Origin of the sequence: Niabella sp. (assembly GCF_030150205.1) — a bacterium.
GTDB lineage: Bacteria > Bacteroidota > Bacteroidia > Chitinophagales > Chitinophagaceae > Niabella.
This window is the reverse complement of sequence record NZ_JASLGT010000011.1, coordinates 119,648-140,023: the sequence shown is the minus strand read 5'-3', so window position 1 is coordinate 140,023 and position 20,376 is coordinate 119,648. Positions and strand designations below refer to the sequence as shown.

Here is a 20,376-nt window from a genome sequence, read left to right as displayed (position 1 = left end):
AAGCGCTTTTCATCATCCGTTTATCCTTTCGGTTCGGCGGCAACATCCGTCGAAGCCTTATGTGTTTCTTTCGGATCTGTGCCTTTTAAATAACTGGGCAAATTCAGACCGGCCATATTAAACAGATCATTCAATGGTGGCACAGACTTCATCAATCCCTGTACAAAATTAGCGGTGGAACCATTCCCATTTTCACTGTTGCCGCCATCCCATACGGTTACCTTGTCGATCTTGATATTTTTAACAGCCTCTACCTGTGTACGCACCAGGTCCGGCAGTTTTTCCAGCAACAGCAGCTGGAAGGCATTTGTAGAATCACCGCCGGCAGCCTTTACCACTTTATCATAACCATCTGCCTGTTTAGTCAGGATCTCAAACAACCCTTTCGCTTCGGCTTCCATCTTTGCAAAGATCGCATCCGCTTCCCCTTTGGCTTTTAAGCGGATCTGCTCCGCCTCAGCTTCGGCATCGATAATGGCTTTTTGTTTGGCGATCTGTGCCGGTACCACCACGTTCGCATTCTGGGTAGAACGCTCCCGTTCTGCACGGGCTTGTTCCGCCTTTTGTTCCGCAAGATACGATTCCTCCAATGCCTTGGCCGATTGTACTTTTTCCGCAGTCACTGCAATTTTCAATGCTTCTGCTTCTTTTTCCCGGCGCAGCGCATCAGAATTGGCGATGGTGATCTTGGCATCATTCTCTCCTTTTACGGCTAATGAATTAGCTTGAGAGGTAGCGATACGCGCATCCCGCTCTGCTTCCGCCTTACCAATAGCCTCGTCTTTTCCGGCGGCCGCAATACTGATTTCTTTATCCTTTTGTGTAATGGCGATCTTTACGTCCCTGTCACGGGTGGTTTCAGCGATCTGCGTATCCTTTTCCCGGTCGGCAATGGCCTTCCCGGTTTCACCGATCTTGGTCTGCTCCGCTACACTTACGATGGCTTCGTTAATGGCTTTGGCAGCAGCTTCCTTACCCAGCGCTTCAATATAGCCCGATTCATCCCGGATATCGGTAACGTTCACGTTGATCAGTTTTAAACCGATCTTCTTCAGTTCCGTATCTACGTTCTTTGAGATATTGTCTAAAAATTTATCCCGGTCGGAGTTAATCTCTTCAATGGTCATGGTAGCAATCACCAGGCGAAGCTGGCCAAACAGGATATCTTTAGAAAGCTCCTGGATCTGCTCGGGGCTTAAACCCAATAAGCGCTCCGCGGCATTTCCCATACTTTCGGGTTCGGTAGAAATGGCGATGGTAAAACGGCAGGGCACATCTACACGGATGTTCTGGCGCGATAACGCATTGGTCAGATTGGCCTCAATCGAAATCGGCTTTAAGTCCAGGTAAGCAAAATCCTGGATCACCGGCCAGATAAAAGCACCGCCTCCATGTACACAACGGGCAGAGCTGCCGCCTGTTTTACCGTAGATAACAAGGATCTTATCTGATGGACAGCGTTTGTAACGCGAAATCAGCGATACAATGGTAACAAATAGGATCAGTGCTCCTACAAGGATCAAAATAAATGGTCCGTCAAAATTCATAAGTGGATTGTTTTTATTAGAGTTTAGTTACGATAAGTACACGGTCTTCGATGCCCAGCACTTTTATTCTTGTACCGGATATCAGGCGTTCGCCGTCAGTAACGGCCGATAATTCATGGCTGGTATTGTTATAACTGATCTGGATCTTTCCAACGCCACTCCGGCTCTCCGGAATGGTTAAGTAAACGGCCCCGGATTTGCCGATGAGGCGCTCTGCTTTAAATGTATTATCTTCTGTAAGCTTCATCAGCTGCCGGATTACAAAGAAGAAAAGTAATACAAAAAAGATCCCGATGGCTAAGGCCAGGGCTATCAGAAGCGCTTTATTCCCGATGGAATGATAAAATGCCACACCGGTCCAGCCAAATCCCATCAGGAAATTGATGAGGTTTCTCAGGGAGAACATCTGGAAAGGCGCATCCGCACCCGTAAGGTCTCCGTTAAAATCAGCATTGATACCATCTGCTCCGTGCCCATGTCCGCCGGCAAACGTGAGCACCGTCTGGATCAAAAAGATTACGCTGGTGATAATGGCTACCCACCAGAAACCCTGGAGCAATGAGGGCATCCCCTCAAAAAATGCATTCATATTTTAAACAGATTAGGTACGGCGTTATTATTAATCATTCGTCAATAGCAGTAATTATTATGCTATACAAATATATCCAAGTTCAAGGGGATTCCCAATACCTCTGGTAAAAAACCTGGAAGTTCTTATTGCCGGCCCTTCTTTTACACATGCACATAATATGGAAGCCCGTTTGCGGTGTTGAACGTTTTTTGAACAGCTATTTGGGCGGCGATATATATCGTTCAATAAAAAATGTTCATAACAGCATGAAATAAACGTTTTGCATAACACAGATCTTCCTCATAAAAACTACCTAAAAACAGGTATTTTTTCAGAAGCTGAGCCACTTACATTTGCAAAAAATTTTTCTACTATGAAATTGAAAATGACCTTATGTGTGGCACTTGCCTTTACTGCAACTGCTTTATTTGCCCAGAGCGACTACAAGCAATCGATCGGATTGCGTTTGGGAAGCGGTTATTACGACATCGCTTCTGCTGCCTACAAAACCTTTATGAATAAGTCTTCCGCGGTGGAAGTAAATCTTGGATTCCGCCCTTATGGCGTTGCAGGATACCGTTGGTTTAATGCTTCGGCTTCTGCTGCTTATCAGCATCATTTTGCCATTAAACAGGTTGACGGGTTGAAATGGTTCGTTGGCGGCGGTGTAGTGGTTTCCAATTCCTTTTCCAATTATAACGATCGCAAGGGTTTTGGCCTGGGAGTATTTCCTACAGCAGGTGCTGATTACAAATTCAAACAAATTCCGCTTGCTGTTTCGGCAGATGTACGCCCAACCATCAATATCGTTGAAGCCTTTGATTATTACAACAGGTTTTATCCCAATGCAGGTATTTCTGCACGCTATACATTCTAGATCTTACCCTTTATTTTTTCCCGGGTCGTACTTAAAGCAAGTACGGCCCTTTTTGTTGGCGACGGGATAACGGCACAGCCGATTGGTTTCCTTCACAAAGTACATGAATTAACAGAAATGCCGCTCAATACTAATTTCCTTCTCTGTTTCAGTGATTCTGTGGCTTTTGCGTAAACTGTAGCCCCCCGGGATCAGGCCCTCAAATTTATACATCCATCCCGTATTTCCTCCTCATTTATACTTTTTTGTACAAATAAAAACTTACCTTTGCAGAATGAATATGGAAACTGATCAATTATTGCATAACAACACAGCTACGGAACCAGATGTTATTGAAAACCATGTAAATAGCGAATACAAATACGGTTTTGTTACAGATATTGAAATGGAATCGGCCCCGAAGGGTCTGGATGAAAATACCATTCGTTTTATTTCCGCAAAAAAGAATGAACCCGAGTGGATGCTGGAATGGCGCCTGAAGGCTTTTGCGCAATGGCAGAAAATGAAGCCGCCGCATTGGGCCAATCTTACCTATCCGGCCATCGATTTCCAGGACATTATATATTATGCAGCCCCCAAACAAAAGATAAAGCCCAATAGCCTGGACGAAGTGGATCCGGAGCTGATCAAAACATTTGAAAAACTGGGTATTTCACTGGATGAGCAAAAGCGCCTGACCGGGGTTGCGGTAGACGCCGTGATCGACAGTGTTTCGATCGGCACATCCTTTAAAGAACAACTGGCCGAGCTGGGCATCATATTCTGTTCCATCAGCGAAGCCATCCAGGAACATCCGGAACTGGTACGACAGTACCTGGCCTCCGTAGTTCCCGTTACCGATAATTTTTATGCGGCACTGAATTCTGCTGTATTCAGCGACGGCTCTTTCTGCTATATTCCAAAAGGCGTACGCTGCCCCATGGAGCTTTCGACCTATTTCCGGATCAATGCCGAAAATACCGGTCAGTTTGAACGCACACTGATCGTTGCCGAAGCCGGCTCCTATGTAAGTTACCTGGAAGGTTGTACCGCCCCTATGCGGGACGAAAACCAGCTGCATGCCGCTATCGTGGAGATCGTTGCCATGGACCATGCCGAAGTAAAATATTCTACGGTACAAAACTGGTATCCCGGCGACAAAGAAGGAAAGGGAGGCATTTACAATTTTGTTACCAAAAGAGGTATCTGTAAGGGCGTTCATTCTAAAATTTCATGGACGCAGGTAGAAACCGGTTCTTCCATTACCTGGAAATATCCCAGCGTTATTTTGCAGGGCGATCATTCCACCGGGGAGTTCTATTCTGTAGCTGTAACCAACAATTTTCAGCAGGCCGATACCGGTACCAAGATGCTGCACATCGGTAAAAATACCCGGAGCCGCATCGTGTCAAAAGGAATCTCTGCCGGCCAGAGCCAGAACAGTTACCGCGGTTTGGTACGCGTAGGTAAAAATGCCGCCAACGCCCGTAACTTCTCTCAATGTGATTCCTTATTATTAGGTGACAAATGTGGGGCGCATACCTTCCCCTATATTGAAGTAAAGAACAATACCGGTGTGGTAGAACACGAAGCCACTACTTCAAAAATCGGCGAAGACCAGATCTTTTATTGCAACCAGCGGGGCATCGATACCGAAAAAGCGGTAGCCCTCATCATCAATGGTTTTGCAAAAGAAGTTATGAACCAGCTTCCCATGGAGTTTGCGGTAGAAGCACAAAAGCTGCTGGCGATCAGTCTGGAAGGATCGGTGGGATAAGTTCAAGGTTTGAAGTTTAAAGTTCAAGGTTTAGGTCAGCAGTTGAATTACTATCGGCTTTGTTGTGTCAATCACTTGTTTTGCAGAATACTCCCGGCTTTGCTGGAATATGCAATAACAATAAAGGGTAACCTTAGAACATTAAACCTAAAAACTGAAAAACATGCCTACTATCAAACGCTTTGAGGATCTGGAAACCTGGCAGGAAGCCCGGAGACTTTCAAATGAGATTCGTAAAGTTGCGGTTGAAACAGCTCTTAAAAATGATTATCGTTTAAAGGATCAGATCTGCGCAGCAATTGGTTCCGTTATGGATAACATTGCTGAAGGATTTGAACGAAACGGGAATGGGGAATTCCGGCAGTTCTTGTCCATCGCAAAAGGGTCGTTGGGAGAAACCAGATCGCAGTGGTATCGGGTGTTTGATTGGGGATATATAGATGCGGAAAAGTTTCACTTAATAAAAACAGCTCTGGAAAACTTAAGTGGTAAAATAAACAATTTTATTAATTATTTAAATAAAACAACATTTAAAGGAACAAAGTATCAATAAGCGGTATTGAACTTTAAACTTTAAACTTTAAACAAAAGGAAATGTTAGAAATAAAAGACCTCCTCGCAGGTATTGAAGAACGGGAAATTTTAAAGGGAATTAACCTGGATATCAAACCAGGCGAAGTACATGCCATTATGGGACCGAATGGTTCGGGAAAAAGCACATTGGCATCCGTACTTGCCGGTAAACAGGATTATGAAGTAACCGGTGGTTCTGTAACCTTTGAAGGGAAGGACCTGCTGGAACTGGCACCCGAAGAAAGAGCCGGCGAAGGCATTTTTCTGAGTTTTCAGTACCCGGTTGAAATACCCGGACTGAGCACCACCAATTTTATGAAAACAGCGGTAAACGAGATCCGCAAATACCGGGGACAGGAAGAACTGGATGCTGTTTCTTTCTTAAAGAAAATGAAGGAAAAGATGGCCCTGGTGGAAATTGACCAAACGATGTTGAGCCGCTCACTGAATGAAGGTTTCTCCGGTGGTGAAAAAAAGCGCAACGAAATATTTCAGATGGCAATGCTGGAACCTAAACTGGCGATCCTGGATGAAACCGATTCCGGTCTGGACATCGATGCCATCCGTATTGTAGCCAATGGTGTGAATAAACTGCGGACACCGGAAAACGGTATCCTGGTGATCACCCACTACCAACGCCTGCTGGACTATATCATCCCCGATTTTGTACATGTATTGTACAACGGACGTATCGTAAAATCCGGCACCAAAGAGCTGGCCTACGAACTGGAAGAAAGAGGATATGATTTTATTAAAAGCGAACTAGCGTAAATAATGTGATAATGTGGGAATTTGAAAATTGAGGCATCGGTTATGTAAGATTCATTAAACTGAAAATGAATTATCAAATACGTTTGCACATTCTCACATTTACACATTTCCATATTCGCACATTTCCTAATTTTCAAATTAAATAATGGATACAATCACATATTTTAAAGATCGTTTTGAAAAGCTGCAGGGGCAACAACTCGACTCCCGTTTGAAATCATTGCGGGATGATGCGTTTAGTGCTTTTGAACAAACCGGCATTCCTACAGTAAAACATGAAGAGTGGAAATATACCCGGATCAATGACTTTTTCAGTAAGGATTATCATTTTACCACAGACCTGAAAGAACAGCAATTCCAGGCAGCCGAGCTGCAACCCTTCCTGTTGCCGGGACATGAAAATGCCAACGTTATTGTTTTTGTAAACGGGCATTACCATGCCGAGCATTCTGTATTACGCTCAGAAGAACTCGAGATCATTTCATTGGAAGCTGCTGCACACAACCAGTATGCCGGTATTGTAGAAAAACATCTGGGCCACAGTGCCGATTATCATAAGGATGGCATCAATGCCCTGAATACAGCCTTTATACAGGAAGGAGTATTCATCCATATCCAAAAAGGCAAAACAGTTAACCATCCGGTTTATATCTATAATGTAACCGATGCCCGCTCCGGAAACATTTTTGCGCAGCCAAGAGCACTGGTACATGTAGGCGAAAATGCACAGGTAGAGATCCTGGAAACCTTTGCCACCATCGGCTCTGATGAAAGCTTTACCAACCAGGTTTTTGAAATTGCGGTAGAAGAAAACGCCGTGCTCAGCTTGTACAAGATCCAGAATGATGCGGCAAACTCTACCATCGTTAGTACCACCCATGTACACCAGGTAGGCAAAAGCGTTGCAAACGTGGTAACCATCTCCTTAAGCGGAGGGCTGGTGCGCAATAACCTGAACATGGTTATGTCGGCACCTTACTGCGAAGCCAACCTTTCCGGGTTATACCTGCAAAGCGGATATACGCACGTAGACAACCACACTGTGGTAGATAACCGCCAGCCAAACTGCCTTAGCAATGAATTATATAAAGGCATTATGAACGGCCATGCTACCGGTGTATTCAATGGAAAAATATTTGTACGCCAGATCGCGCAGAAAACAAACGCGTATCAGACCAATAAAAATATTTTGCTTTCCGGAAATGCAACGGTAAATACCAAACCGCAGCTGGAGATCTTTGCAGATGATGTAAAATGTTCCCATGGTTGTACCGTAGGCCGCCTGGACGAAGAGGCCTTATTTTATCTGAAAGCGCGTGGCATCTCTGAAGCCACTGCACGTTCGCTGCTATTACATGGTTTTGCGCTGGATGTGTTGGAAAAGATCGGTTCTGAGGATGTACGTCATTATGTGAATACGCTGGTAACCGCCAGTCTGAACCTGGGCTGATCAATCAGGAAACGGCAGGGAGCGTGATACAACGGTGCCGTTTAAAGAGATTCAAATCCATTAAAAATACAGGTGATGAGTAATGAAGCAATAATTGAGGCGTCCGCAACCAACAACGTATTGGATATTGAAGCGATCCGGAATGATTTCCCGATCCTGAGCCGGATGGTAAAAGGCCATCCGCTGGTATATTTTGATAATGCAGCCACTTCCCAGAAGCCGGCTGCAGTGATTGATGCGCTGGTACATTATTATACGCATCTGAACGCAAATGTGCACCGCGGCATTCATACACTGGCTGAAGAAGCCACTGCCGCTTTTGAAGCTACCCGCGATGCCATCCGGCAGTTTATCAATGCCGCGCACCGGGAGGAAATCATTTATACCAAAGGAACCACGGAAGGCATCAACCTGGTAGCCTATACCTGGGGCCGAAAAAACCTGCAGGAAGGCGATGAGGTAATCATATCCGGGATGGAACACCATTCCAATATTGTTCCCTGGCAAATTGTTTGCGAGGAAAAGAAAGCGGTGCTGAAAGTGATCCCGGTAACCGAAAAGGGTGAACTGATCCTGGATGAATACGACCGGTTGCTTTCGGACCGGACAAGGCTGGTTTCGGTGGTACATGTTTCCAATGCAATGGGAACCATCAACCCGGTAAAAACCATCATCGATAAAGCGCATGCCAAAGGTGCATTGGTTTTAATCGATGGCGCTCAATCCTCCATGCACCTGGACATTGACGTGCAGGCACTGGATTGTGATTTTTTTGCATTATCGGCCCACAAAATGTTTGGTCCTACCGGTGCAGGCGCCTTATATGGCAAGCAGCACATTCTTGAAGCCATGCCGGTGTTCAACGGTGGAGGTGAAATGATCAAAGAGGTAACGTTTGAAAAGACCACCTACAACGAACTACCCTATAAATTTGAAGCAGGAACTCCGAATATTGCAGATTTTGTAGCGTTTAAACCGGCTATCGAATACATTAATACACTGGGTAAGGAAAATATCCGGAAACATGAAGACACGCTGCTGTCCTATGCTACCGAAAAGGTAAAAGAACTGGAGGGCGTTCGCATCATTGGTGAAGCAGCAGAGAAAGCAAGCGTACTTTCCTTTGTGATCGATGGTGTTCATCCGCAGGATATTGGAATTTTGCTGGATAATAAAGGCATCGCTGTACGCACCGGTCATCATTGTGCCGAGCCGCTGATGAATCGCTTTTGTATTCCGGGAACGATCCGGGCGTCATTTGCGGTGTATAATACCCTGGAAGAAGTGGATAAACTGGCGGAGGGATTGCAGAAAGCAATTAAGGTATTGCGGTAAAATGCCACGGTAACCGTATTAAAGTATCATGAAGGGTAAATGGCTTATATTCTTTTTTGGAACCTTTGTTTTAACGGGCTCCATCCTGGGGCAGCCGGCCCGCCCAGCAACCTGCTATTCGGAAAAGTCGCTGGATGTACCGGGAAGTGAAGTATTTAAAAAAACGGAGTTTCCCCCCAAGTTCCGGGAGCACGGCTTTAAGAATTACCTGGAGCTCCGGATCCCCTTTGCAGAACTGGCGGCGGCAATGCCTGGTAATACTTTCACGGACACGGCCCAGGTGAAGTTTATTTTGTCTCCCTACAATGGAATGAGCGATCTCACGGTAACAAAAACACCGGATAAGCGCTTTCAGAATGAACTGGTCCGTGTAATGAAAGAATCTGCCTGCCTGTGGAGCCCCGGAGGCTTTAGCGGACGGGAGGTGACCAGCTGGGTGGTATTGAATATCTATTATACAGTGAAGCGGGGCGAAAACAAAGACCATTTCGCAGTAAATGTTGGATATGATTTGGTGAACAAAATCCCGCTGAGAAATGGCCAATGAAACCGGCCGTAAATAAATTTAAAGATGGCAAACAGTAAAAGCATACCCGAAATAGAGCAAGAGATCGTAGCGGATTTTTCACTTTTTGATTCCTGGGACGATAAATATGAATACATCATTGACCTGGGAAAAAAATTGCAACCACTGGATGATGTCTTTAAAAAAGAGGAAAATAAGGTAAAAGGCTGTCAGTCTACCGTATGGCTGGTTGCCGACTACCAGGATGGCAAAGTAATTTACAAAGCCGAAAGCGATGCAATCATTGTAAAAGGATTGATTAGCATGCTCATCCGCGTACTTTCGAACCACACACCCGATGAAATCCTGGATGCCGATATGGATTTTATCAATAAGATCGGGATGACCAGCCACCTGGCGCAGACCCGGTCCAATGGTTTAAGGGCGATGGTAAAACAGATGAAGCATTATGCGCTGGCATTTAAAAGTTTAGATTTTAAACGAGCAGATAGCTGATGGCTGTCGGCTTAAAAACTGAAGATTATGGAACCCGATACCATTGAGGAACAGGTAATCAAAGAACTTCAAACCGTTTTCGACCCTGAATTGCCGGTAAACATTTTTGAACTGGGGTTGATCTATAAAGTAGAAGTGCTTGAAAATAATTATGTAAAAGTGCTCATGACACTTACCGCGCCCTCCTGCCCTGCGGCACAATCGCTTCCGGTTGAGGTAGATCAAAAGATCCGGGCCATAGAAGGGGTAAGTGATGTAGAGGTAACCATTACCTGGGATCCGCCATGGAATAAAAGCATGATGAGCGAAGCCGCTCAACTGGAATTAGGATTTTTATGAAACAGTATTTAAAACAGGAACAGAAAATCCGGGAGAAATCAATACAATGAAAATTACCGCACAGGAAGAATATGGTTTAAGGATCCTGATCCGGCTGGCTGCCTGTAAGGATGAAGAAGGGCTAAGCATTCCCCAACTCAGTGAGGCGGAAGGCCTTACGACGCACTATGTTGCAAAATTTGCCCGAACATTACGTATGGCTAATTTTATACGAAGCACTCCCGGCAATAAGGGTGGCTATATCCTTGCCCGGCCGGCAAGCGATATCGTCATCAAAGATGTACTGGAAGCGCTGGGGGGGGTGTTATTTGACACCAGCTTTTGCGGTGCACATAAGGGCAATATGCGCTTTTGTACCAATTCGGTAGATTGTTCGGCCCGGTCGCTTTGGCAAATACTTCAACTCACCATTGATAAATTATTGGTACAGATTACGTTGGCCGATCTGATCGGAAACGAAGAAACCTCCGCTGTAAAATTCAACAGCCTGGTGCGTCAAAACCCGGTTCTTTGAGTTTTGCCTTAATTATTTTTATATTTTTCTTAATACAATTCATAAAACGCTAATTATCATGATTTTATCTTATAAATATTTTTTCATCAACATCGGTTACCTTTTTTAATAACCGGTATTAATATCAAATTATAATTTTAATATTAAAAAACAAACAATGAAAAAATTATTTGCAATTGCTCTGATCGCAGTTTCTTTCGCAGCTTGTAACAGTTCTGAAACTAAAACAGAAGAGACTCCAGCTCCTGATACAACAACTGCGGTAACTCCAGCTCCTACTCCAGCTCCGGATTCTGCTACAGTAGCTCCTGCGCATCCAGATTCAGCTGCTAAAGCTCCAGCTGTTGATTCTACAAAAAAATAATTAAGTAGTTATTTAGATATCCTTTTCATAAGGTTATTGAACGCCGTTCCGATTTTATCGGGACGGTTTTTTTATGCTCCAGCCTTTATACAGGTTATTCTCAGATGCTTGTTCGTAGCCGTTATAACCATTGACCAATATTCTTCAATCTTAGTATAGAATGGAACGATATAGGGTTTGCTCTTTCATTACTGCAGGGACAATAAAAAAGCGGGAATGCCTGTGCACTCCCGCTTTAAATCAATTATACGATCCTGTTACTTCATGCTCTTGTAGAGTGTATCATATTTTTTCTCCAGGGCATTGTACTTCGCCTTGTTGGCACCCGTAGCGTCTTGTCCTATAAAGAAATAATATTGCGCCAGGTAACCGGCAATTACACGGTACTGACGTTTCTGCTGGTTATCGAGCTGTTGAACTTTTCCCAATGCATCTGCAGCTTTTTCAAATTTTTCAGCAGCCAGCGCATATTCCGCCACATAGGCTTTTTTGGCATCTGCAAATTTTTGTTTATCGGCTGCAGTTGCTTTAGCCCCCTTATTATCCACCTCTTTTTCTGCATTCCGCATTTCTTCTTCCTTGGCGCTCGCTTTAATCATAAAATGATCTCCCTGCAGTAAAACCGGCTGCATCTCACCGGGGTTTAACGATTCAGCCTTCTTTAATGCATTCAGCATTTTTGTTTCCAGTTCAGCTGCATTTGCCGGCTTTTCTTCCCCTTCTTTTGCCTGGTCCAGCTTTTGATAGATCGCTTCAGCTAATGCCAGGTTTGCTTTATAGTCGTCAGGGGTGGCTGCGGTGATCTTTTCGAGGTTGGCTATTTTTTCCTCAAAGCTGCTGCTTCCACCAATGGCAAAGTCGAGTTTATTGTACGTAAAGAATTCACTTTGAGGATACAGCTCTTTACCCAGCTTCCGGTACTTTTCAAAATTGGCGTCGTCATTCTTACCTGCATAGTACCGTACGAGACTCTGGTATACCTGCTCATAATTTGGACCGGTAATCTTCAGATCTGCCAGACGGGTATTGTACTTCACAGCCTCGTCCATATGCTTATTGGTCTCTGCCAGTACGCCGGCATAATACACGGCATTGGTATCAATTGGCCCGGGAAGATTGATCTTTTTCGCGATCAGCAGGTCCGAAAGGTCTACCACATTTTTAAACTTTGCGTAAGCTCCTTCATAATTTTTGGCATTGATATCGGCTACACCGCTATTAAAATAAGAAGCATACAACTGGTACGGCGCATTTTTATACGCATCCAGGTCTTTCATAGAAGGGTCCAGCTCTTTGTACTTATTAAATGCTTCAAGTCCTGCTTCCCGGTTCTTTTCTGCATCTCCCGCTTTGGCACTGTCCAATGCGTCAACAGCAAGAATATAAGATTTGATAATATACCCTTCCGGTTTTGAAAAGAACTTCTCATTGGCAGACTCTTTGTCATAAAGCTTGCGTGCTTCTGTTATGTTGTTTGTTAACAAAGCACCTTTAATCGGATCGTATTTTTGTGCATACACTGCCGATCCTGCCAGCAGTATAGACGCAAAAAGCGTAATTTTCTTCTTCATATTCTTTTTTAAGTTTTTAAGTTCTAAATTGTTCAAGGCTTTAACAACATGGCCGCCTGTCATAGCACGGCAATTTTCGTTCCGAACTTATAACGCAAAACCATTAATTTTCTGATGCTTCCGCTTCATTATTTTTTTCTTCACCAGCATCTTCGCCTGAAGTTACATCATTTTCTCCGGTTGACGCTTCTAACGGGGCATCCGTTGCGTTTACCGTTGTTTCGCTTTCTTCCGCAATTTCCTCCTGCTCATCTACCTGGCTGATAGCCGCGATCTGGTCATCTTCTTCTAAACGGATCAGTTTCACGCCCTGGGTGGCACGTCCCAGCTCACTAATGTCTTTTACCCGCATCCGGATCGTGATACCGCTCTTGCAGGTGATCAGCAGATCCTGCGTTTCATCTACATCCAGCAGCCCTACAAGCGAGCCTGTTTTTTCCGTTACACTGATGGTTTTAACGCCTTTTCCGCCCCGGTTTGTAAAACGGTATTCATCGATCTTCGTCCGTTTTCCATATCCTTTTTCACTTACCACCAGCACCGATTTGGGATTTTCGGCAGACAGGCAGATCATCCCGATCACTTCATCATTTTCATCATCCACCTCAATACCTCCCACACCGATGGCTCCCCGACCGGTTGAACGCACTTTATCTTCTGAGAAACGGATCGCGCGGCCGCTTTTAACCGCCATCATGATCTCCGATTTACCATCTGTTAAACGCGCTTCCAGCAAACGGTCGCCCTCATTAATGGTGATCGCGTTCACACCGGTTTGACGCGGACGGCTGAAATCTTCCAGCGCGGTTTTCTTAATGATCCCCTTCTTGGTGCACAAAACGATATTATGGCTATTAACAAATTCCTCGTTCTTCAGGTCCTGCACGTCAATGATGGCACGGATCTTATCATCCGGAGGCAACTGCATCAGGTTCTGAATGGCTCTTCCCTTACCGGTCTTTTCCCCTTCAGGAATTTCGTATACGTTCAACCAATAACACCTTCCTTTTTCTGTAAAGAATAACAGGGTATGATGGGTTGAAGCAACAAACAGGTGCTCAATAAAATCCTCATCTCTTGTTTTGCCGCCCATTACACCTCTTCCGCCTCTGCGCTGCGCCCGGAACTCATCTACCGGTGTGCGTTTGATATAACCAAGATGTGAAATCGTGATCACCACATCTTCCTCTTTGATCAGATCTTTGATAGAAACCTCATCATTCAGATAGGTGATCTCTGTTTTACGGGCATCCCCGAATTTTTCCTTTATTTCCAACAGCTCCGTTGTAATGATCTCGTACCGCAGACCTTCATTTGCCAGTATCTCTTTCAAATGGGTGATCAGTTTCATGAGCTCATCAAACTCTTCTTTGATCTTCTCACGCTCCATGCCCGTAAGCCGCTGCAAACGCAGCTCAAGAATAGCTTTTGCCTGGATCTCATCCAGTCCCCAGCCGGCATTGATCAGGTTGTCTTTTGCCACTTCCGGCGTAGGCGAACTACGGATCAGCCGGATCACTTCATCCAGGTGATCCAGTGCGATCAGGTATCCCTGCAAAATATGCGCGCGCTTTTCCGCCTCCTTCAGTTCAAATTTTGTACGCCGCACGATTACTTCATGCCGGAATGCAACAAACTCGCTGATCAGGTCTTTGAGGTTCAGGATCTTCGGGCGGCCCTGGGTAATGGCTACGTTGTTAATGCCATAAGAGGTTTGCAGATCCGTATTCTTATACAACTGGTTAATCACCACGTTGGCAATAGCATCCCGTTTTAAATCGATCACAATACGGGTACCTTCTTTCTTATTCGATTCGTTGTTTACATGGGCAATACCATCAATGATCTTGTTGTTCACCAGGTCACCAATCCGGCTGGTAAGTGCATCCCGGTTTACCTGGTATGGTACTTCCGATATCACGATCTGTTCTCTTCCACTGGGCTTGGTATCTACCCGCACCCTTCCCCGCAATACCACACGTCCGCGGCCGGTATACATTCCCGCACGAATACCTTCAATTCCGTAGATAATTCCTCCGGTTGGAAAATCAGGCGCCTTTACATGCAGCATCAGTTCTTCAATGGTGATCTCCCGGTTGTTGATGTAAGCCACACAGCCGTCAATTACTTCCGAAAGGTTATGCGGCATTACATTGGTAGCCATACCAACGGCAATACCACTGGATCCGTTTACCAGCAACTGCGGGATCCGCGTAGGTAATACCACGGGTTCCTCCCTGGAATCATCATAGTTCGGCTGAAAGTCTACCGTTTCTTTTTCAATATCCAGCAGGGTATGCTCTGCAATACTTTCCAGCTTTACCTCCGTATAACGCATGGCCGCCGGTCCGTCCCCATCCTGTGTACCAAAGTTACCCTGGCCGTTCACCATGGTGTAGCGCATGCTCCAATCCTGGGCCATACGTACCATCGCGTCATACACCGAACTATCACCATGCGGGTGATATTTACCCAATACCTCACCTACCACAAGCGCCGATTTCCGGTGCGGGCGGTTTGATCTCAGGTTCAATTCGTTCATGGCATAGAGGATACGACGGTGAACCGGTTTTAAACCGTCCCGTACATCGGGCAGGGCGCGGCCAACGATTACCGACATCGAATAATCGATGTAGGCCGTTTTCATCTGCTCTTCAATATTTACGGGGATGATGCGATTGCTGTCCTGTGTTGCCTGCGGATCTAAATTTTCTTCCATCTAATATATTCTAAATCATTCTGAATGTTGCAAAATGCACTATATGCAAATTTAACTTTTCCAGGCCGTATTTATGCTTCCCGGAGCCTGTTTTTTAGTGGGAATTATCCACTTTTTACGCCTTTTCAGATGAAAATCGGGTGTTTCATGCTTCTGGTTGGGCCGGATCGTAAAAACCGGATAATCAAAACATAAAAGCTGCCCCGGGGAGCAGCTTTTACAAAATATTCCAGGTCTTTTATTTAAGACCGAATGCTTTTTTTACCTTGGGAACATAGTCCAGCTTTTCCCAGGTAAACAACTCTACTTTCTTGGTTACTTTTTTACCGTCGGGCGCTACAAATACTTTCTCCACCACGGTATTTTCTCTTCCCATATGACCATAAGCCGCAGTTTCGCTATAAATAGGATTGCGGAGCTTCAGGCGCTGCTCAATAAAGTAAGGACGCATATCGAAGAGCTGTTGTACCGCCTGGCTGATCTGGCCATCGGTCAGATCTACCTTTGCCGTACCATACGTATTTACGTTAATACTGGTGGGCTGGGCCACTCCAATAGCATAAGAAACCTGTACCAGTACCTCATCGCAAAGGCCGGCAGCCACCAGGTTCTTTGCAATATGACGGGTAGCATAGGCCGCAGAACGGTCTACCTTGCTGGGATCCTTACCACTAAAAGCACCACCACCATGTGCCCCCTTACCTCCGTATGTATCTACGATGATTTTTCTTCCGGTAAGACCTGTATCTCCATGAGGACCGCCAATTACAAAATTACCGGTCGGGTTGATGTGATACTTGATCTTATTATTGAACAGGTGCTTGTATTGCGGGTATTTTTTGATAACGCGGGGAATCAGGATGGCCTTGATATCGCTGCTGATCTTTTCCTGCATTTTTGCCTCCGTATCAAAATCATCATGCTGTGTAGAGATCACGATGGCTTCGATCCGAACGGGTTTATTATTATCATCATATTCCAGGGTTACCTGGCTCTTGGAATCGGGGCGCAGGTACTGGATTTTTTTATTTTCACGACGGATGGCCGCCAGCTCAATCAGTAATGTATGCGCCAGGTCCAGTGCCAGCGGCATATAGTTCGCCGTTTCATTGGTGGCATATCCAAACATCATTCCCTGGTCGCCAGCACCCTGGTCTTCTTTTTTCTTACGTTCTACGCCCTGGTTAATATCGGACGACTGCTCATGGATGGCGGACAATACACCGCAGGAACGGGCTTCAAACATATATTCGCTCTTGGTATAGCCGATCCGGCTTACCACACTACGGGCAATTTCCTGCACATCCAGGTATGCCTTGGACTTTACTTCTCCGGCTAAAATTACCTGACCTGTGGTTACCAATGTTTCACAGGCTACTTTCGACTGCGGGTCAAAGGCCAGGAAGTTATCAATAAGTGCGTCCGAAATCTGATCGGCTACTTTATCCGGGTGTCCTTCAGAAACACTTTCAGAAGTAAATAAATAAGGCATAAACGATGGGTTATTAAGAAATAATTAAAAATTTACGGGTGCAAATATAGCACCCGTTGTTATTTAAATAAAATAATATCAGTCAGCGACTAAGGTTTTGAATACACGATGCGCAGCTTCATTTTCTGGGTTGGATGATTTCCTCCCCCGATACGTGCACGCCCATAACCTGCAATACTGTTATATTGTGACTGCGGAATCGGGAACTTAACATCAGTACTGGCACCCCGGTCACCCAAAAGCAGCACCTCATTTGCAGGAGCATACAATCGGAAGTCAAACGCCGGCACTTTTTGCAATCCTATATTTTGCAGATACCCTGTTATATTAAAGCGCCATTGTTTTACGATATTTCCCGAAGGATCTTTTTTATTGTAGTAGGTTTGATTGGCATTGGTGGTACTGTAAAACGATGCAAAATTAGTTAACGTTGGAGGACTCCCGTATACAACACTTGCGTTAAATACATAGGGTACCAGTTTAAACTTCTGATCCGTTGAATCATATACATCCAAAAACAGGTTCCTTGGAGCAGAGAATAATGAGTCCGACTGATCGTAGATCGATTCCATTTGCAACTCCGCCAGGTGAATTACCGATTTGGGGAAGGTAGCCAGGCCGGGGATCTTTAATGTAGCAAAAGTACCAGGAGTGTTTTGCAGGTATAGAATGGGATCTTCCACATTATCTCCGCTCACTGCTAAAACCTGGGTACCACTGTAATCTCTTGAAATATAATTGGCCGATCCATTTTCATTTCCCAAAAGTGAAGCCTTTGTAAAATAGAAAACACCGGTGGCCGTATCGATATCGCCTGCGGTTGTTGTATTTTCATAACGGTAATATACCCGCAGCTGCGCGTTGGTCAGACTAAAACCCATCAGTCCATTACCACCGCCAACCGATTCCAGTGCAAAACCTTTAAATTTCGTCCGGAAGATTGAATCTGTAGAGTAGGCATCATTAGCACCCGTGGTATCATAAGCCAGTAACCGCTGCCCAAAAGCATTGTCCAGCTTAATTCTTAATTGACTGATTACATTGCTGGTATCAAATTTATTGACAGCAGAATGTTCAATCACTTGCATAGAGTCTCTCAATGTACGGGGAACAAAAGTTTTGGATCCCAGAACCCCTGCAGTAGATAGCACCTTTGTTAAAAAATAAGAAGTATCCCCTTTTATATCATTGCTTTGAGCAAGCTCCGATACCTGAATCGTCTGTGGTAATAAGGTGTCCCCATAAATAAAAGAATGATCCAGCACCAGCACCACAGAATCCAGCATCCGCTTATCAGGACTATTACTGAAAGGCGTTTTAGAGTTTGGACTTATCTGGAAATACATTTTGGCATCGGTCTTACCAAAAATAGGGTCATTGGTAATGGTACCCAGCAGCTGCGCATTTGAATAGTGAGAACGAAAGCTATCGTTCTGTGCCGTAAAGATTCCATTAAAAGCATGTACCTCTAATGTTGTATCAAACGTATGGATATTGTCTACCTCCGGAATCAGCCCCTGCCCTAATTCGGTTGCCATATTGATCTTGCTGCAGGAAACAATCAATCCGGTAGCCAGGATGAAAAGACCGAGTGCAATAAAATGCCTTTTTTTCACAAAAAATATTGAATTTAATAAGCGTAAAAGTTTCATCAGCTCGCAAGATCGTGATACAGTTGTAAATACTCTGTTAAATCGGAGTCTTCTTTAAACGGAAGGGTCTTTTTTCCGCGCACTTTTGAAAATTCCGTAACCAGCTTTTTATCTACATCTGCGGAGCCAAAGCTAATGGCATCGGAAAAAGTAGCGCCTCCCCGCATCAGTGCCACGTTGGTTCCCTCCTTGTATACATCCAGGTCTTTTTCCTTTAAAGACGGATGAATAAGTGCCTTTTGTATAAACTCTTTTCCCAGTTTTTCTTTGAACGTCGTTTCACCGATGGTATATACGATCTTACTATGGGCAAATACCGGTTCTTTTTTGTAAACTGTTTTCAGATACGCCGGAATCAGTCCGGTCATCCAGCCGCTGCAATGAATGATGTCTGGCGACCAGCCGAATTTTTTTACGGTTTCCAGGGCGCCTTTGCAATAAAAAACCGTTCTCAGGTCATTATCATCAAACCACTGGTCGTTTTCATCATGAAAAAGCGTTTTGCGCTTAAACAACTCTTCGTTTTCTAAAAAGTAAACCTGCAGGCGCGCGCTGGGCAAAGAAGCCACTTTAATCTGCAATGGCATGTCATCATTATCTACCGTAACATTGATCCCCGAAAGCCGAACCACTTCATGCAGCCGGTGCCGGCGTTCATTAATACTGCCAAAACGGGGCATAATACACCGCACTTCAAATCCATTGTCATTGGCTTTTATGGCAAGTTTGTTAACTGTTTCGGAGAATTCTGTCAATTCAAGATAGGGTGACATTTCATTGGCTATAAATAAAATTCTTTTCTTTGCTGACATGTTTTACAAACTTTAAAGGCTGCAAAGGTACATTATTATAGCCAAAATTGGTGCGAATATTCTATTTTGCAGGATGCGTTTATTCAAAAAGAAGTGTGATATTCAGGGTTTTATTGCTGATTTACACGATAAAAAACAGGAAATTGGCTTTGTTCCCACGATGGGTGCGCTGCATGCTGGCCATATCAGCCTGGTACAGGCGGCCCGGCAACATTCGGATTTTACGGTATGCAGCATCTTCGTAAATCCCACCCAGTTTAACGATCCCAAAGACCTTGAAAAATATCCGCGTACCATTGAAAAAGATCTTCAGTTGCTGGAATTACATGGCTGCGACGCCGTTTTTTATCCCGATGTTGAAGAGATATATCCTTCCGGTACTGCCCATCCTCCTCATTATGATCTTGGGCACCTGGAATATATCCTGGAAGGGAAATACCGTCCGGGGCATTTTCAGGGCGTAGCCCATGTGGTGAGCCGTCTTTTTTATACAATGGATCCGGATCATGTTTTTTTTGGACAAAAAGACCTGCAGCAGTGCAAGGTGATTGAACAGCTGATTGCCTTAAATCCCGATTTTAACCGGATCCGGATGCATACCGTCCCTACCCTGCGCGAACCCAGTGGTTTGGCCATGAGCAGCCGGAATACCCGCCTTAGTGCTGAAGAGCTTCAAAAGGCGCCGGCCATTTATCAAACATTAACATACCTGAAGGAACAATTAACGGCTGGCGATCTTAGCTCCCTGCTGGAAACGGCCCGGCAACGGTTAGTCGCCGAAGGATTCCGTCCGGATTATATCTCCATTGCCAACACCCATACCCTGGAAGCCTGTACCCGCTGGGACAGTCAAACACCGGTTACCGGTCTTATTGCGGCCTTCCTGGGCGCCGTTCGGCTGATTGACAATATGGAGCTTCATCCGGGTACCAGGTTAAATACGTTTTGATACATGGTGTACAACACTAATGACTGAAAAGCTGTTTCAAGTTTCACGCATATCCATTTAATA

General features: G+C 44.8%; 19 protein-coding genes. 12 read left to right on the top strand and 7 right to left on the bottom strand.

Annotated features, from left to right (window positions below):
• Nucleotides 1-20 precede the first annotated feature (20 nt).
• Nucleotides 21-1,547 carry a flotillin family protein gene (locus Q1V85_RS10935; RefSeq protein WP_300599809.1) on the bottom strand — a complete coding sequence of 509 codons (1,527 nt, stop codon included), beginning with the start codon at nucleotides 1,545-1,547 and terminating at the stop codon, nucleotides 21-23.
• 16 nt (nucleotides 1,548-1,563) lie between these two features.
• Nucleotides 1,564-2,136: an NfeD family protein gene (locus tag Q1V85_RS10930; protein WP_300599807.1), complete on the bottom strand. Its 573-nt coding sequence runs from the start codon at nucleotides 2,134-2,136 to the stop codon at nucleotides 1,564-1,566.
• 355 nt (nucleotides 2,137-2,491) lie between these two features.
• On the opposite strand from Q1V85_RS10930, the gene Q1V85_RS10925 reads away from it, so the two are divergent.
• From Q1V85_RS10925 to Q1V85_RS10875, 11 genes are all read left to right on the top strand, one after another.
• Nucleotides 2,492-2,995: a hypothetical protein gene (locus tag Q1V85_RS10925; protein WP_300599805.1), complete on the top strand. Its 504-nt coding sequence runs from the start codon at nucleotides 2,492-2,494 to the stop codon at nucleotides 2,993-2,995.
• Nucleotides 2,996-3,269: 274 nt separating this feature from the next.
• On the top strand, nucleotides 3,270-4,751 hold the full coding sequence (sufB, locus tag Q1V85_RS10920) for a Fe-S cluster assembly protein SufB (RefSeq protein ID WP_300599803.1): 1,482 nt from the start codon (nucleotides 3,270-3,272) through the stop codon (nucleotides 4,749-4,751).
• A gap of 163 nt (nucleotides 4,752-4,914) precedes the next feature.
• Nucleotides 4,915-5,304 (top strand): four helix bundle protein, encoded by a 390-nt coding sequence (locus Q1V85_RS10915; protein ID WP_300599801.1) that lies wholly within the window; start codon nucleotides 4,915-4,917, stop codon nucleotides 5,302-5,304.
• A gap of 41 nt (nucleotides 5,305-5,345) precedes the next feature.
• Nucleotides 5,346-6,095, top strand: coding sequence for a Fe-S cluster assembly ATPase SufC (gene sufC / locus Q1V85_RS10910; RefSeq protein WP_300599799.1), 750 nt, complete (start codon nucleotides 5,346-5,348; stop codon nucleotides 6,093-6,095).
• 145 nt (nucleotides 6,096-6,240) lie between these two features.
• Entirely contained in the window at nucleotides 6,241-7,545 is a 1,305-nt protein-coding gene (sufD, locus tag Q1V85_RS10905; protein WP_300599798.1) for a Fe-S cluster assembly protein SufD, read from the top strand.
• Between the two features lie 75 nt (nucleotides 7,546-7,620).
• A complete protein-coding gene (locus Q1V85_RS10900) occupies nucleotides 7,621-8,880 on the top strand; it encodes a cysteine desulfurase (protein WP_300599796.1) in 1,260 nt (419 codons plus the stop codon).
• Nucleotides 8,881-8,908: 28 nt separating this feature from the next.
• Nucleotides 8,909-9,427, top strand: coding sequence for a hypothetical protein (locus Q1V85_RS10895; protein WP_300599794.1), 519 nt, complete (start codon nucleotides 8,909-8,911; stop codon nucleotides 9,425-9,427).
• 24 nt (nucleotides 9,428-9,451) lie between these two features.
• Nucleotides 9,452-9,901, top strand: a complete 450-nt coding sequence (locus Q1V85_RS10890) for a SufE family protein (RefSeq protein ID WP_300599793.1) — start codon at nucleotides 9,452-9,454, stop codon at nucleotides 9,899-9,901.
• 27 nt (nucleotides 9,902-9,928) lie between these two features.
• A complete protein-coding gene (locus tag Q1V85_RS10885; RefSeq protein WP_300599791.1) occupies nucleotides 9,929-10,240 on the top strand; it encodes an SUF system Fe-S cluster assembly protein in 312 nt (103 codons plus the stop codon).
• Nucleotides 10,241-10,286: 46 nt separating this feature from the next.
• Nucleotides 10,287-10,754 carry an Rrf2 family transcriptional regulator gene (locus tag Q1V85_RS10880; RefSeq protein WP_300599790.1) on the top strand — a complete coding sequence of 156 codons (468 nt, stop codon included), beginning with the start codon at nucleotides 10,287-10,289 and terminating at the stop codon, nucleotides 10,752-10,754.
• A gap of 157 nt (nucleotides 10,755-10,911) precedes the next feature.
• Entirely contained in the window at nucleotides 10,912-11,118 is a 207-nt protein-coding gene (locus Q1V85_RS10875; protein ID WP_300599788.1) for a hypothetical protein, read from the top strand.
• Between the two features lie 257 nt (nucleotides 11,119-11,375).
• Here the strand turns inward: Q1V85_RS10875 and Q1V85_RS10870 are convergent, their stop codons facing one another.
• From Q1V85_RS10870 to Q1V85_RS10850, 5 genes are all read right to left on the bottom strand, one after another.
• Nucleotides 11,376-12,689 carry a hypothetical protein gene (locus Q1V85_RS10870; RefSeq protein ID WP_300599786.1) on the bottom strand — a complete coding sequence of 438 codons (1,314 nt, stop codon included), beginning with the start codon at nucleotides 12,687-12,689 and terminating at the stop codon, nucleotides 11,376-11,378.
• Nucleotides 12,690-12,792: 103 nt separating this feature from the next.
• Entirely contained in the window at nucleotides 12,793-15,408 is a 2,616-nt protein-coding gene (gyrA, locus tag Q1V85_RS10865) for a DNA gyrase subunit A (protein ID WP_300599784.1), read from the bottom strand.
• A gap of 238 nt (nucleotides 15,409-15,646) precedes the next feature.
• The gene (gene metK, locus Q1V85_RS10860) at nucleotides 15,647-16,900 is read right to left on the bottom strand and encodes a methionine adenosyltransferase (protein ID WP_300599782.1); all 1,254 of its coding nucleotides are present in this window, start codon (nucleotides 16,898-16,900) and stop codon (nucleotides 15,647-15,649) included.
• An 89-nt stretch (nucleotides 16,901-16,989) separates the two neighbouring features.
• The gene (locus Q1V85_RS10855; RefSeq protein WP_300599781.1) at nucleotides 16,990-18,516 is read right to left on the bottom strand and encodes a DUF4270 domain-containing protein; all 1,527 of its coding nucleotides are present in this window, start codon (nucleotides 18,514-18,516) and stop codon (nucleotides 16,990-16,992) included.
• Between the two features lie 35 nt (nucleotides 18,517-18,551).
• Complete coding sequence (locus Q1V85_RS10850) at nucleotides 18,552-19,364, bottom strand: glycogen/starch synthase (RefSeq protein ID WP_300599779.1); 813 nt, start codon at nucleotides 19,362-19,364, stop codon at nucleotides 18,552-18,554.
• A gap of 73 nt (nucleotides 19,365-19,437) precedes the next feature.
• Here Q1V85_RS10850 and panC point away from each other — a divergent pair, with 73 nt between their 5' ends.
• A complete protein-coding gene (gene panC / locus Q1V85_RS10845; protein WP_300599777.1) occupies nucleotides 19,438-20,313 on the top strand; it encodes a pantoate--beta-alanine ligase in 876 nt (291 codons plus the stop codon).
• Nucleotides 20,314-20,376 lie beyond the last annotated feature (63 nt).